This is a genomic window from Bacillus sp. JJ1566 (assembly GCF_036962685.1).
In the GTDB taxonomy this organism is placed as follows: Bacteria; Bacillota; Bacilli; order Bacillales; family Bacillaceae_L; genus Ferdinandcohnia.
On sequence record NZ_JBALOP010000001.1, the window covers coordinates 154,947 to 169,999 of the forward strand.

General features: G+C 39.7%; 11 protein-coding genes and 1 pseudogene. 1 reads left to right on the forward strand and 11 read right to left on the reverse strand.

Annotated elements, in window-relative coordinates; genetic code table 11:
* Positions 1–163 precede the first annotated feature (163 nt).
* The 9 genes and pseudogenes from V7112_RS00740 to V7112_RS00780 form a co-directional block, all read right to left on the reverse strand.
* Entirely contained in the window at positions 164–2,041 is a 1,878-nt protein-coding gene (locus V7112_RS00740) for a beta-N-acetylhexosaminidase (RefSeq protein WP_335413925.1), read from the reverse strand.
* A 220-nt stretch (positions 2,042–2,261) separates the two neighbouring features.
* Positions 2,262–3,230 carry a carbohydrate ABC transporter permease gene (locus V7112_RS00745; RefSeq protein WP_335413928.1) on the reverse strand — a complete coding sequence of 323 codons (969 nt, stop codon included), beginning with the start codon at positions 3,228–3,230 and terminating at the stop codon, positions 2,262–2,264.
* A gap of 12 nt (positions 3,231–3,242) precedes the next feature.
* A complete protein-coding gene (locus V7112_RS00750) occupies positions 3,243–4,163 on the reverse strand; it encodes a carbohydrate ABC transporter permease (protein ID WP_335413931.1) in 921 nt (306 codons plus the stop codon).
* Between the two features lie 65 nt (positions 4,164–4,228).
* Positions 4,229–5,566: an ABC transporter substrate-binding protein gene (locus V7112_RS00755; protein ID WP_335413934.1), complete on the reverse strand. Its 1,338-nt coding sequence runs from the start codon at positions 5,564–5,566 to the stop codon at positions 4,229–4,231.
* Between the two features lie 114 nt (positions 5,567–5,680).
* Complete coding sequence (locus V7112_RS00760) at positions 5,681–6,844, reverse strand: anhydro-N-acetylmuramic acid kinase (protein WP_335413937.1); 1,164 nt, start codon at positions 6,842–6,844, stop codon at positions 5,681–5,683.
* 414 nt (positions 6,845–7,258) lie between these two features.
* Positions 7,259–8,986, reverse strand: coding sequence for a SpoIID/LytB domain-containing protein (locus tag V7112_RS00765; protein ID WP_335413940.1), 1,728 nt, complete (start codon positions 8,984–8,986; stop codon positions 7,259–7,261).
* Between the two features lie 272 nt (positions 8,987–9,258).
* Positions 9,259–9,735 carry a hypothetical protein gene (locus tag V7112_RS00770; protein WP_335413943.1) on the reverse strand — a complete coding sequence of 159 codons (477 nt, stop codon included), beginning with the start codon at positions 9,733–9,735 and terminating at the stop codon, positions 9,259–9,261.
* A 95-nt stretch (positions 9,736–9,830) separates the two neighbouring features.
* Positions 9,831–10,376 (reverse strand): annotated as a pseudogene (locus V7112_RS00775) (urease accessory protein UreD).
* Positions 10,327–10,431, reverse strand: a complete 105-nt coding sequence (locus V7112_RS00780; protein WP_438823841.1) for an urease subunit gamma — start codon at positions 10,429–10,431, stop codon at positions 10,327–10,329. The pseudogene V7112_RS00775 and the gene V7112_RS00780 overlap by 50 nt, the downstream one beginning before the upstream one ends.
* 307 nt (positions 10,432–10,738) lie before the next feature.
* Between V7112_RS00780 and V7112_RS00785 the strand changes: the two genes are divergently transcribed.
* Complete coding sequence (locus V7112_RS00785) at positions 10,739–12,112, forward strand: dipeptidase (protein WP_335413947.1); 1,374 nt, start codon at positions 10,739–10,741, stop codon at positions 12,110–12,112.
* Positions 12,113–12,227: 115 nt separating this feature from the next.
* Here the strand turns inward: V7112_RS00785 and V7112_RS00790 are convergent, their stop codons facing one another.
* Positions 12,228–13,187 (reverse strand): aminoimidazole riboside kinase, encoded by a 960-nt coding sequence (locus V7112_RS00790; protein ID WP_335413950.1) that lies wholly within the window; start codon positions 13,185–13,187, stop codon positions 12,228–12,230.
* Between the two features lie 360 nt (positions 13,188–13,547).
* The gene (locus tag V7112_RS00795) at positions 13,548–14,987 is read right to left on the reverse strand and encodes a glycoside hydrolase family 32 protein (RefSeq protein WP_335413953.1); all 1,440 of its coding nucleotides are present in this window, start codon (positions 14,985–14,987) and stop codon (positions 13,548–13,550) included.
* Positions 14,988–15,053: the final 66 nt, after the last annotated feature.

Sequence of the window (15,053 nt, forward strand, 5' to 3'; positions counted from 1 at the left end):
ATGTGGCGTTCTTAGTCTTGGATCTCATCTCTCTAAAAGTTTCCTTTGAAAAATCACGGCATCCGCCGGAGGCTTAACTTAATTCACTCAGTATTTGAACCGCCAACCGAATTGTAAACCCTTATTACATTCATCCCACTAAATAGGGAACTCTTCTACTGAATTAAGTTAAATTACTTGCTGTAACTATCCTTCGATAAATATTGCGACCGACAGACCCTTCAGGCATCCTATATGGTCCTTCAAAGTAAAGACGTTCTTCATCAAGCTCTTCAATTCGACTGATATTTCCTTTTAGCCATTCTTTGATTCTGAATTGTGCTGTTTCTAAACGTGCTAGCAATCCACCATATCTGAGTTCTATGACCTCCCAGCCAAAAGGCTTATTCATCGAAAACCACAGGTGTCTATGCTTTATACGCAACTCATGTACACTGTCTATTAAGCTAGCTAGTCGTTCATGGATTGATTCCATTCCCTTTTTATCTACTGCATCATATACCTCTTTAAGCTGGAGTCCGATTTCAGACTTCACACTAAGTACTTGTGCAAGCTGCATATAAAATTCGAACATATCTTTCCATTCCGGATTATTTTTACTTGCCGCTTCTAATCTCGGAATCAATTTTTCGTAATGCTGATTCATTGGAAGCCCAAGGATATTTTGATCGTATAAACCGATTAACACATCCTGCCAAAGTAAAAATTTCGATGGGTTTGATTCATGTAAATTATTCTTGGATACACCAGGCGTTTCATCAAATAGATTTAAAATCATGAAATCACTGTAACTTCCACCCGCGCAAAAACGAAATCGTTCCGCAATCTCATTTTCAGTTACTTTTTTACGATAGGAATGCTCCGCGAAAAGCTGTAAGATTGGTAAGGAAGTTGCTAATGGTGTTTCGGCACCATTATCACCCCACATGGTTGCGAAAACTTCTTTGATACCTTCTTTTTTACAAGCATTTAAAGCCGCATCAGTCGTCACAATTGCCTTTCCATAATTAGGAGCTATGCCATTCCATGTCCAAACTCCGCCTGCGAAAATGGGATTAGAGCCAAGTTCTTTATGTTTTTGAATAAATGTACGATAAAAGTCCTCGTCTGAATGATAATAATCCCAATATACGAGCTGGGTATTTGGAATGGACGAGATTACATCCTGAGGGATTTTTGCTTCTAAATCATAATAACCGCCGTACTTTGAACCTAAGCGGAAGTACATATCACTCCAAATCATAGACTTTAAGCCAAGCTTCTCAGTGATGGCCACCACTTTATCAAGATGTTTGTTCATGATGGTAAAACGCTCTTCATATCCATTTTTATCTAAATATTTGCCGAGTCCTAACTGATGAGCCTCGTCCATTCCAATGTGGATCCTTTTTGACTGGAATGGATTTGTGGCTGCGGTAATGATTTTCTCTAAAAACTGATATGTTTCAGGTTCTCCTACTAACAAAATATCTGCTGTATCTCTTATATCCGATGCGTAATTCCATTTAAGAGCTTCCGTTAAGTGGGCAAGTGTTTGGATACATGGAATCATTTCGATGCCTAAAGCTCGGGCGTACTTATCACATGCTTTAAGCTCTTCCTCTGTATACCGTCCCCTCATGTAGCCGAAGTATGGTAACTCATTTACCTCATACGTATCTTCTGTATAGACCATTAAAACGTTTAACCCCATTACTGCCATTTTCCGTAGCAAATTCTTGATCTCATCAACTGTTAAAACGCCATTTCTAGAAGCATCTAGCATTGCCCCTGTCATTTCAAACTGTGGTACTTCTGTTATTTCAAAGGTTCTACCTTTTTTGAAATTTTCAAGCAACAGACCTAATCCCCGAAAGAAATGGATTTTTTCCTCAAAGTGAATTTCTGCTTCATTTGAATCATTTTTAATAAATATTGGTCCTTTTCTTTGGACGATGTGAACATGATAGCCATCATTTCCCTCATGAAACGATAATTCAGAAGAAAGTATATGTAGGCCATCTTTGATAATTTTTATGTCACCCGTAAACCTAATTTTCATTTTGAAAACATCCTCCTTGTTCATAACAATTGGCAACGTTTCCAATCTATTGTTTTTGCGAATAACCAATACCAGTTTCTTTTTCAAAGATAACACAAAACAGGCAGTTTTGAAATAAAATTTTAAAACACTGTATATTTTTATGTATATTAATTTCAAACCAAGTCATTTATCCGTAAAAAACGCCCCTGTTCTTTAAAAGAATTGGGGCATCGTTTTTTTATTCCTTCACTCCACCAAGTGTTAAACCTTTTACGAAGTGGCGTTGGAACAACATAAACACAATAATCATCGGGATGGATGCAATTGCTGCACCACTCATCAGAAGCTTGAAGCTTGCTAAGTTTGCATCCTGTAGTGTTTTTAATCCAACTGGCAATGTATAAAGATTCGCGTCATTTAGAACGATAATTGGCCATAAGAAGGAGTTCCAGACGTTCATAAACGTAAAGATTCCAAGTGCTGCTAGACCTGGTTTGGCAAGTGGAAGAATGATTTTCCAAAACGTTTTCCATTCGCTCGCGCCATCGATTTTCGCTGCATCTATCAGCTCATCTGGAATAGAGTGCATAAATTGTCTCATTAAGAATACACCGAAGACCATTGCTAGGTCCGGGAATATAAGCGCCCAGTGTGTATCCATCATCCCAAAATTTCGAACCATAATAAACAGCGGTACTAAGGTAACCTGTCCTGGTATCATCATCGTCGCAATAATTGACCAGAAAATGAGATTTCGTCCTGGGAACCGTTTTTTGGCGAGGACGTACCCCGCCATCGAGTCAAACAGGAGAATCCCAATTGTCACGACGACTGCAATATAAAAACTATTAAAAAACCAGACTCCGATATTATTTTTATTAAACAATGTCGTAAATCCCGAAAACGTATCTTCAATGATATAGTCCATGACATCACGGTGATAGGCTGCTGATTCAGCGTCTCCAGCGCTTTCCGCGTCACGGGCTTTCCCCCAATGCTCAAAGTACTCCGTGAACCCTACTGGGTACATTTTCGGTGGATTTGAATCAACATATGATACTTGACGTTCTAGTTCTTCATCCTGGTAGCTGCTTAGCTGCAGGGAGGTACTGAATACCCAATACAACGGTAAAAGGGAAACAATCGCGAAAATGGATAAGAGCACATAAATAATAAGCTTGTTTACTTTTTGAATACCTGTTGTCATACTGCTTCCCTCCTAGTCATCATACCGAAGTAAACGGAATTGAATAACAGAAAATAGTAGAATAATAAGGAACAAAATGACAGATTGTGCTGCCGCAAAGCCAAATTCAAAGTCTCTAAAACCAGTTTTATAGATGAAGTGGACAAGAGTTTCTGTTGCAGTTCCTGGCCCTCCACCTGTCATCATGATAATCTGTGTAAACACTTGGAATGAACCAATTGTACTGAGCAAAACTAAATATAAGGTTGATGGCTTTAATAATGGCAGTGTAATGTGAATCCATTTTTGAAAACTATTTGCCCCATCAATGGTGGCTGCTTCATATAATGTATTTGAAATTGAACCCATTGAAGCAAGGTAGAGAATGATCCCAACTCCAAACGGAATTAAACATTGCATGATGATTAAGGCCCAAAGTGCGGATGAAGATTGTCCCAACCAGTTAAGTGGTTCCATTCCAAACCACCCTAATATATAGTTAAACAATCCAAAATCATAGTTGTACATCCAGCGCCAGACCATCGCCACAATAACCATGGATGTAACGGTTGGTAAATAAAAGGCTCCCCGGAAGAAGCTTTGAGATAATTTTCCAAGAGGATGGATGAGTGAAGCAATGATGAGTGCACTGATTACGTTAAACGGGACGGTTACAACTGTAAAAAGAAATGTGTTACCGAGAGCATCATAAAAGGCATTACTCTTAAACACTTTTACATAATTATCAAATCCAGCCCACTCGCTTCCAAAAACCTTGAATTCCTGGAAGGAGATGATAAACGCCCACACCACCGGGATCGCAATAAATGCAATAAACAGGATAAGTTTTGGAAGTAAAAATAAATATGCGGAATAGTTCTTCTTCATTTCTTTCCATATCTTAGACTTTTTTGTCAGTACTACTGCATCTGCAGTTTGATGAACGGGTTTCATCACGATTCCCCCAATCTTTCATTTGGCAGCAGGCAGCCCATTTGGACTGCCCACCTGGCCAATTGCTACTCACCTAACAATTCGTTAACCCTCGTCTCGGCAGCTTTCATTGCTTCTTCTGCTGTCTTTTCACCATTAAATACTAATTGAAGCTCTGTTTGAATTGCTTCATCAATTTTCTTCCACTCAGGGTGACGTGGCAGCATGACGACTTGTGAAGACATTTCTTGTGCACGCTTCATTTCCGGATTTTCCTTATAAGGGTCCATGTCTGCAGCACTCTTACGTGCAGGGAAAATTCCATAATTCGTTGCCATTGTAAATTGCTCATCTGCTGTAGAGATGAACTTAATAAACTCGCCAACCATTTCCTTTTTCCCTTCATCTTCTTGGTGGAACATAGTCCAACCACCTACACCACCGATTGTTACAGGCTCACCAGATTTACCAGTTGGGTAGTTCGCAACTGCAAAGTTTGTTGGATACTTACCTTGTGCTGCACCAATTGCCCACGTAGCCCATGGCTGCATGGCAACTGTACGCTGCTCTTCGTTTGCCCATGCTTGGAATGTTCCACCAACATCTTGGCCACCTAAAGTTTCAGGAGCTACATTATCCTTTAATTTTAAATCTGCAAGCTGTTGAATCGCTTCTACTGCTTCTGGCTCTGTGAATGTAAACTTCGACAAATCTTCACTTAATGGGCTTCCACCATTAATATAGAAGAACGGCCATGCCTCATAGTATCCAGGCAAAATATATGTCGAGAATCCATAAACATCAATTTTTCCATCGCCATCACGATCAAAAGTTAGCTTCTCAGCTGTTTCAAGGAATTCATCCCACGTCCACTCACCATTTGCAGGAGGCTCTACGCCACGCTCTTCAAATAAATCTAAGTTTAATAGCATAGTGTGTACGGTTAAAGAGTTTGGAACTCCATATAATTTTCCATCAAATGTATAAGCGTCAAGTGCATTTTCATAAAAGTCCTTAAGCTCATCCTCTGTATATAATTCGTCAACTGACTCAATGACACCTTGTTCAATGTGGTCAATGCTTACGGCACTTCCGCTAATATCAACTGGTGCAACATCAGGCCAAGACTTACCAGCAATTGATACCCCTAATTTATCTGGAAGCTCTGCCCATGGAACTTGAACTAACTCTACTTTTACTCCTTCATGAGCTGCTTCGAATTCTTTAATTTTGCTTTCCATCCAGTGGAATTTATTATCCTTATCATCTGGCCAACGTGGTCCATCCCATACTTGGATTGTTCCTGTCCATGCCTTTTCACTATCTCCGTCGCTGCCCTTTGTTGTGTTCTCTTTCTTGCTACATGCCGCTAACAATCCAATTACTAAAATACTTATAAGAAAAAGACTAAGCCATTTTTTCATTTTACTTTTCCCCCTTACGTATCTTTCATTATTGTTTACCTTCCTGCATACCAACAGAACACTTATTTTGTACCTCTTGCCCTCGCCTCCCTTCAGTTTTTATTTTTGTTGTTTTTATGCCAGAGCCATTTTCCCCATAATGACCGGGGAATGTGCTCCTGTTGCTGATGGAAGATTATTCGGTCGTTTGTTGATGCATTGGTAGCCTAGTAACGCAAATACAATTGCTTCCTTGGCATCGGCTGGGAGACCCAATTCATCTGTGCTTCCTAGTTTGACTGAAGAAGGCAGATTAGCTTGCAATCTCTTTCGAAGTGTTTGATTGTACCAGCCACCACCGCTTATAAAAATCTCGCTGATTTTATATGAATCTATAAATCTCTTACATTCTTCTGCAATTGTCCGGGCTGTCAGCTCGGTAATAGTTGCTACCTTATCCCCTGGTGCCAAATCAGCTTTTGCATTCCAAAGGACCTTGGCATAATCAAGACCAAACAGCTCTCGACCTGTACTTTTTGGTGCTGCTAGACGGTAATAGTCATGATCTAAAAGCTCCTCAAGCCATTTCTCATCTACTTTTCCCTTTGCAGCTAGTTCTCCATTCCTATCAAAGGTTTGTTTTCCGTTAGTTGCCCATGTTGCAAATGCATCAATAAGCATATTCCCTGGGCCTGTATCAAAAGCGAGTACTTGATCATTGCTCTCGATAGGTGGTAAAACGGTTATATTAGCAATTCCACCGATATTGGCTAGGATTCTACCATTCGAATTTATCCTAAATAATAAATCGTCTGCATATGGAACCAATGGTGCACCTTGACCACCAACTGCCATATCTCGTGTTCGGAAGTCTCCCACCGTCATGACACCTGTTCGCTCAGCAATAACCGCTATATCACCAATTTGTAAGGTTGATGTAAGGTTGTATCCTTCCGTCTTTTTTCCTTCAGGCTGATGAAAAATCGTCTGTCCATGTGAACTGATTAGATCAACGTCTTTCATCTCAAGACCGGCTTCTGTTACAACCTTTATCGCGGCTTTCGCAAACAGTTCGCCAAGGAGCATATTTGATAAAGAAATATCCTCAAGTCTGGCTCTGTTTGGGTCACACAGCGCTAGAATTCTTTCTCTCATTGTTTCTGAATATGGGAGTGTTGAAAAATGAATAAGTTTTACTTGGATTTTTTGATTCTCACTTTCGGAAATATTGACTACTGCTGCATCGAGACCATCCAGTGATGTTCCAGACATTAAACCCACAACTAGTTTTTGACTCACTTCAACCTCTCCCTTTGTTTGCTAGTTTGCTTAAAATCTATCTTTCAGATCTTTTTCGATAAAACGCTTTCAAACTTGTTTTTGCAAAAACATAATATGATAAATTATTAAATCACTTTTCCGTTTTAAGGATAAAATGTAAATTAATTATAGCAAACCTCACTTTTATTTAAAATATTAATTCATATAAAATTATTATTTTCGTATTAGTATTTCAACCCTGTGAATACCTTAGGACCTCTTACCCGTTTTTCCAACTGGTTCTAAAGCATAGTCAGTATATTATTATGTATAAATAGAAAAAATATCATTTTAATTATTTTCTAAATTAATAAATTTGTATTTTACTCGTGATATAATACAAAAACCGCTGCCCTTTTTCGAACAGCAGTTTTAACGTTTGGACCCTTTTTATTATTTACTTAAAACGGAAATATTCTCTAACGACATATTTGGATAATAGGATGTTAGAATTCTGTCGAACCCATAACCTAATGTTGTTCCAAGATAATATGCCCCGTATTGACTCATCCCGACACCATGGCCATTTCCACCACCATAGAAAGTAACGCCATTCTCCTGATCAACCTCAAACCCAAAGAAGGCTGAAGGTAGGATTGTATAGTTAGGCGTATTGGCTGTGTAATCTGTGCTTCCAGCATAAGCTCGCTGTAACACAACTATGTCGCCTTTTGTATAGGTAGAATGCGGTCTAATTGTGAAACGAATATTGTATTCTTTTATTATCTTATACGTCCCTGTTGTACCCTCGATGACAAGCTCCATAATGTTTCCACCATCACCACGTTTTGCAACGTACATATCAACCAACTCCCCAATACCTTCTGCAGGGATTGGCTGGCTTACAAACTCCCCAGCTTCATTTTGAGTTAAAACAAACTTAGGGTCAGCGGCCTGTCTACCTGCAAGATTCGCATTGATTGTATTCTCAAGCTCTTCTTTAGATAGGCTTACCTTCCATCTGAACCATGGAGAATTCCCATCGTAACCTGTATGGGATAAAGTTTTATAGAATTCGAGAATTTCTTCTTCACTTTGTGTATCAATTTCTAGCATTTTACTAGAGTCATTAGGATCAAACGTATGGCTTTGCGCGATTAAGTACGGTAAAACCTTACTCGGGAACGTACCATCGGCTTCAGCCCATACCTGATGCTTGGACGCACCGTATCCTCCCGAAGTTGAATAATATCGTGCATCTACTAAACTACCATCTTGACTAAGCATAATTGTTCCCGCTGTTTCATTCACAGCCTGTGTTGTTGCGGCGTTCTCAGGTGTATTGTTATAAACCTGACTCATCACACTATCTAATACAAAGAATCCATCTTTAGCAAAACGGTCGCTTAAGTAGTCACCTAATGCATAGGTTCTAGCCGCTACAGCCTGAGCCTTTAATGCATTTAAGCCAAAGTATGCAGGCATTTCACTAGGAACTACCTGATAGAGATACTGCTCAAAATCAACTTCATTGATTAGATTTAATTTGTCTCCTGTATCGGATGCTGTAACTTCGAAGAACCCACGGTAAGACGGGTCACCACTTGCTCGTGTGATATTTTCGACTTTAATTTTGCTTCCCTCATCAGTAAAAGCATAAAGTCTGTTTGTTGTTGTATATATAACTTCTCCAGTTGCATCTGTTACAGTGATCTCATTTTCAGAAGGTGTGAAATTGACTTTTTCATTTGCTGGAATTGTGAATGTTTCTTCTGCAACTTTATCAACGATTTCAAGCCCTGCTTGAGCGCTTATTACAATCGTGTCGTGATCAACCGTTGCAAAGCCTGTTGTCATAATTCCAACCCTCATCGTTTCAATTGGTGTTGGCCCATCGATAAAAATTTTGGTGATTTCATTTTTGTGATTGACTCGAACGGTGACGTTTTCAGCACCTACTCTCACATCTGCAAGAGATTTTTGGTCCACTCTATTTTCTCCTCTTAAGGTAACATCATAATTCTTCGCAAGCTTTTTAGTGCCTTGGAGCTCTAGTTCTAATGTCCCGGCATCTGTATCCTTCGCCATAATTTTTTCTGTGTACTCAACCCATGACCTGTTATCCTCAGCAGCTGAAGCTTTTCCTACTTGAGAAAATAGACCAATAATCAGCACAACCATTACCAAAGCTCCTACAAAACTACGTCCCCTTCTTCTCAGCAAAATATTTCCCCCACTCCATAGTGTTTTTATAACTAGCAAGTTTTTTCTTAGCGCGCAAAATCAGAAAAAATAGTACTAGTTTTACCTATATTCTCTATTTCTGTAAGTGAGCAAAATACACCTTCATACTTTTTTACCATTTTTTAAAATAAAATTTTACCCTATCGTTTCATCATTCGTTAAAAAATGGCAACAAAAAAAGGCACTTGGCCCTTTTTGAATACGTGAATTTATTTATTATCTTCCTTCGTGCCCACTATTTTTTCATGAATCTCTGCTTCGATGGCTTCAACATGTTTTTCTTCGAGCTTTTGGTGCGGTTGTGGATGGAACCATTGTATTTCTCCCTCGTGTACAAATCCTTTGAATTCCTCACCTTGCACTTGTAGGATAAATTGCTTACGTTCATATGTGCGGTCCTCAAATGCTTGCTTTATTTCAAAGTCTTTAAGCCCGGTGGTAATTCCATGTTCTTTCATCAGATTGTGAATCGCGGCTTCGATTGCGTCTACCTTGTCCTCACCAATCATTTGTTTCGGATGTGGATGAAGCCATTTGATTTCATCGTCATGAAAGTGCCCCTTGAACTCATCACCTTCAATTTTAAATGTAAATGCATGTCTTTGGTGATGAACATGATCCTCGAAAAGTGGTTCAACCTCAAAGTTTTCGATTACAGGTTTTTCTTCATTATTTATCTTAGACATTGGAATCCCCCTCATTCATTCGCTATTAAAGTAATTCCTAAGTATAGGATAAATATTCTTCAATATAAAGAGAGGCGGCTTTTTGTTAAATAAATTTAATACTTCCGCAATGAACTCGGAACCGTTCCGAACCATTTTTGGGTTACTTCCTTGTGGCAGTTTGCAAAGATACGTTCAATGAGCTGCGTCGAGTTGGCGAGTACTCGAATACTAAAACCTGAAATGGCTAATCTTGATAGACCAAAGGTAATATCTGTCTCAATCACTTTGATCAGTTCATACAACTCATCAAGTAGTTGGTTACTAGTTTGATTGCCAATCACAATCATTGATCCTAAATGGCTATATCCTTCCATAAATCTGATATCCGTTAAAGATTACTCTGACTTTGTTAGTTTAATATGATCAAATACACCAAGCTTACCGTCTAAATAAATCTCAATAACTAATTGAATGGTGTGATAACTGAATTTATCATCGTTCGGAGACCACCCCGGGGTTATGATGTCTGTATAAAGAAATGTTGCATCTTTTTCCATATGAACCACATTTTTTTGGTTATAATGAGCATTTTCATAGGCAATTAATGGGTCAGGGAGATATTCCAAATAACTCCCTTTCTTCCTTCCGTCTCCTCGCAAGATCTGCTGCAACAGCAATCATGAGTTTGTCAATTTCTCGAGGTAACAAATGCATACCGTTAACCTCCCTATTTTATTTTAAATTATAAAAATGCATACCTTGGGATACAAGAGAAGGACTGTTTTTTCAAAAAACGTTAGAAACTTCCTCCTTGATTTTTCCCAATGGAATGGAGTTTAAACTCCAAGCGATTATTTTATCCCTTACATTGTTGTATTAGGGTTTTGGTACATATAAAATGATTATCAAGTTTTTCATTCTCCTCTTATCAAGCATAAAAAAAATGGGTTTGTTTTATTAAAAGGGTTTTTTCGTTTAATATAGAAATAAATAGTGTATTCAAACTAAGGAGGAACGTACTTTGAATCAAAATATTCAAAACTACTTAACTAAAAATAAAGAATCCCATCTACAAGAACTCTTTGAATTCCTTAAATTCCCGAGCATTAGTGCATTACCGGATCACAAAGATGATGTCAACGCTACTGCCGAATGGGTCGCCGAGGCACTTCGTAAAATCGGCATGGAAAATGTCAGCATTCGCCCAACTAAAGGACATCCAGTTGTATATGGGGACTGGCTTCATGCAGAAGGCAAGCCAACTGTATTAATTTATGGACATTACGATGTTCAGCCGGTTGATCCGCTACATTTATGGGATAGCCCTCCGTTTGAGCCTGAAATTCGCGATGACAAAATCTTCGCACGTGGAGCAAGCGATGATAAGGGTCAAACATTCATGCATTTAAAGGCATTAGAAGCTATTTTTAAGTCAGAAGGAACATTGCCACTTAATTTCAAATTCTGTATCGAAGGTGAGGAAGAAGTTGGTAGCCCGAACCTGCCAGCCTTTGTTGAGGAAAATAAAGAATTACTTGCTGCGGATGTCATTGTAATCTCTGACACAAGCATGAACGAGCGTGGAAAACCAACGATTTGCTATGGTGTTCGCGGACTAGCAGGTCTTCAAATTGATGTAAAAGGATCTAACAGCGACTTACACTCCGGGCTATATGGTGGCGGCGTACATAACCCAGTTAATGCACTTGTTCAGCTATTGAATTCTTTCCATAATGAGGATGGCCAAGTAACCGTTGAAGGGTTCTATGAAGATGTACTCCCATTAACAGATGAGGAAAAACAAGCCTATGAGGCTTTACATTTTGATGAGGAAAAACAGCGTCAAGAACTTGGTGTTCCTGCCCTCTATGGGGAAAAGGGCTACAGCTATCTTGAGCGCACATGGGTCCGTCCGACTCTTGATATTAACGGAATTTACGGCGGATTCCAGGGCGATGGGATCAAGACCGTTATCCCATCTGAAGCTCATGCAAAAATCACATGTCGTCTTGTTCCGAATCAGGACCCTGAGATAATCGTCGAACAACTGAAACAACATATTGAGAAAAACAAACCAGCTGGTGTTGAAGTAAGTCTTCAGCTTTTCGATAAAGGTGCACCGTATGTGACGCCTTTTGATCATCCGGCGATTCAAGCAGCCGCTCGTGCATATGAAGAAGTATACAAGGTGCCTACTTCATTTACTCGCGGTGGTGGTTCATTGCCGATTATTGCGACCTTGGATGAAGTTCTTCATGCTCCGATTGTTTTGATGGGCTTTGGACTTCCAACTGAAAACTTCCATGCACCTAACGAGCACTTCCATCTTGAGAATTTTGATAAAGGCTTGGAAACTCTGTGTACATATTGGTTTGAGTTAGAGAAGTCGTTGTAAAATGAAAGGTGGATTCCCGTGTTGGGGGGATCCACCTTTTTGGGGTTGAAACCACGCTAAAGCGCAATTATTTAAACTAAAGCGCATTTCCCAGAAATAAAACGCAATCCGAAGATCAATCCACCTTATTTCCAGCTAAAAATGCTCGAACCTGTTCAATTGTCGGCAATGCGCTCATCGCACCTTTTTGTGAGACTGCCAGCGCACCTGATACACTTGCGAAAGTAGCGATTTCCTTAATTTCATCAAGAGTATAGTCTATTATCTTTTTACCTCTTTCACTCAACTGATACAGCGCTCCTGACACAAACGCATCGCCTGCACCTGTTGTGTCAACGCTTTTCACCTTTTTTGCTTCTACAAAAATGGACTCTCCTTTGTAGAATGCGTGCACACCATCCTTGCCAAGTGTAATGAAAAGGAGCGGAATCTTGTAATCAGCTAGTTTTTCAACACCGCGTTCAATATTCGTTTCACCCGTAATGAACTCTAATTCCACTTCTGATAATTTAACGACGTCCGCCTTACTCAACATCGAAGTAATTTTCTGTTTCGCTATGTCGAGATTTTTCCAAAGCATTGGTCGCAAGTTCGGGTCATAGGAAACAACTAGACCTTTTTCCTTTGCTAATTGAAGTGCCTTTTTTGTCGCAGATTCCGCCGGGTCATCAATTAGAGAAATCGAGCCGAAATGAAACACATTATGCTCATCAAAAAGGGCCGTTGGTATCTCTTCAGGAGTTAAATAACGGTCTGCGCTTTTTTCGATATAAAATGAAAACTCGCGCTCCCCATCATCGCTAAGCGTCACAAAGGTTAGCCCAGTGCGCACTTCCTTCGAAAGATACATCGCTCCTGTTTGAACCTTGTAGTTTTCCAGGGTCTGTTTTAAAAAGTTACCCAGAACATCGTCTCCTACCTTACCAACAAATGAAGACTTCGCACCAAGTCTAGCTACGCCAACCGCCACATTTGCCGGTGCTCCTCCTGGACTCTTTAAAAACTGCATATTGTCTTCGTCAAGTGGAATGAAATCAATTAATGCTTCACCTAAACAGATAACTCCCTGCTTCATCGCTTCACTTCCCTTCGTAACTTATTAGACCGCATAATCCTTTTTAGGGTTCTCTGTTTCTAAGTGGAGTTCTTATTTTAGAAATGTACCGTGAGACCTCTCTTCCGTACACGCTTCAACCTTTTTTCGCTTTAGCATGTACCGCGAGAACCCTCTTCCGGTACACACTTGAACCTTTTTCACTCGAACATGTACCGCGAGAACCCTCTTCCGGTACACGCTTCGCTTCAACCTTTTTTCACTTGAGCATGTATCGCGAAACCTCTCTTGCGGTAAATGCTTGAACCTTTTTCACTTGAGCATGTACCAGGAGAACCTTCTTGCCGAACATGCATGTTTTTTATAATCCGAACATGTACCTCAACCTAAATCCCATTTCTTCATATTAAATTGAAGCTTGCCATCAACTATAAAAGAAACGGACTCATTATCTGTACTTGGGTAAAATCGTGCTGTAAAAACTTCCTCTCCATCATTCACAAAAATTTCAATTGAGGAAGTATCCAAAAACACATGTAGCTTATTAATCCCATAAATCTGACAATGACGTGATTCCACACGCCCATCTTTAAAGTTCCTTCGATGGAGACTCATTTTGTGTTCTTTTGCGGAATAACAGAAGCTCGCAGCTCCTCTAAATGTAATTTCAAAGGAATCGGTATGATACGAAATTGGGTCAAGAAGTATTTCCATTGATGTTCCTTTAATCTTATCAAGCTTCAAAATTTCTGTACTGACTTGAACATTTTCATACGAAACTTCATTTTTCCGTAATTGCTGTAATTCTTCTACTGGCTGTTGAACAACTTTGTCTCCTTTGAGCGAAAGAACACGTGGCAATGTCATCGCATGAATCCAACCATTTTCAATCGTCGGCTGATACCTTTCATAATCATCTGTAATTCCCATCCATGCGAAAAGAAGTCTTCTTCCTTTTTCATCAATTGTGGTTTGGGGAGCATAGAAATCAAAGCCTCTATCTAGTTCGGTAAAAGCACCATGCTTATAAGATGGCTTTTCATAATCCATCTCACCTAAAAAATAACCCGCTTGGAATAAATTATGATACAAATCGCCCTCGGGCTCAAGCCCCTGAGGAGAAACTAGCAGAACATCTTTCCCGTCTAACTCGAATAGATCAGGACACTCCCACATATATCCAAACGGACCTAGCCCGTTCATTTCCGAACCCGTAATCGCACCGTGAAAGTTCCAATCTTTTAGGTTCTGTGAAGAATAAAGAACGACCTTCCCTTGTTCGTTAAGATTTTGTGCACCTAGCACCATATACCACGTATCATCTTTTCTCCAAACCTTCGGGTCACGAAAATGAGCCGTATAGCCTTCTGGAAGATGGATGACCGGTCCTTTTTTCTCAAAGGTTAGGCCATCGCTTGAGACCGCCATACACTGGTAGGTCTCCCGTTCACCCTCGTCATTCTTCACATTTCCGGTATAAAATAGCATCATTTTTCCGTCATGCTCAACTGCACTTCCCGAATAACAGCCATTTTTCTCAAACCATTCACTTGGTGCAAGTGCAATCGGCTGGTGATCCCAATTCACAAGGTCCTTTGAGGTATAATGTCCCCAAAACTTTGATCCGTGTGCTGTTTCAAAGGGATTCCATTGGTAAAACAGATGGTACACACCCTTATACTGAATGAACCCATTTGGATCATTTAACAAACCAACCGGCGGCATTAAGTGAAATCGCAAACAGTATGGATCGTTTTCAACCTTTTCCCTATTTTGCGCAACTGTCTGATTTGCTTTTTCGATTAATTCATGCTGATTCATGATGAACTCCTTACGTAAAGAAGGCAAGTCATTACTTGCCTTCTGTTTTGTCTAGTTTCAGGCGCC

Bases quoted from the DNA above. Each gene is read 5' to 3' on its own strand.
- V7112_RS00780 (WP_438823841.1), bottom strand. From the start codon at position 10,431: ATGCATTTGTTACCTCGAGAAATTGACAAACTCATGATTGCTGTTGCA.
- V7112_RS00790 (WP_335413950.1), bottom strand. From the start codon at position 13,187: ATGAAGCAGGGAGTTATCTGTTTAGGTGAAGCATTAATTGATTTCATT.
- V7112_RS00765 (WP_335413940.1), bottom strand. From the start codon at position 8,986: ATGGTTGTGCTGATTATTGGTCTATTTTCTCAAGTAGGAAAAGCTTCA.
- V7112_RS00745 (WP_335413928.1), bottom strand. From the start codon at position 3,230: ATGACAACAGGTATTCAAAAAGTAAACAAGCTTATTATTTATGTGCTC.
- V7112_RS00795 (WP_335413953.1), bottom strand. From the start codon at position 14,987: ATGAATCAGCATGAATTAATCGAAAAAGCAAATCAGACAGTTGCGCAA.
- V7112_RS00750 (WP_335413931.1), bottom strand. From the start codon at position 4,163: ATGAAACCCGTTCATCAAACTGCAGATGCAGTAGTACTGACAAAAAAG.
- V7112_RS00740 (WP_335413925.1), bottom strand. From the start codon at position 2,041: ATGAAAATTAGGTTTACGGGTGACATAAAAATTATCAAAGATGGCCTA.
- V7112_RS00770 (WP_335413943.1), bottom strand. From the start codon at position 9,735: ATGTCTAAGATAAATAATGAAGAAAAACCTGTAATCGAAAACTTTGAG.
- V7112_RS00755 (WP_335413934.1), bottom strand. From the start codon at position 5,566: ATGAAAAAATGGCTTAGTCTTTTTCTTATAAGTATTTTAGTAATTGGA.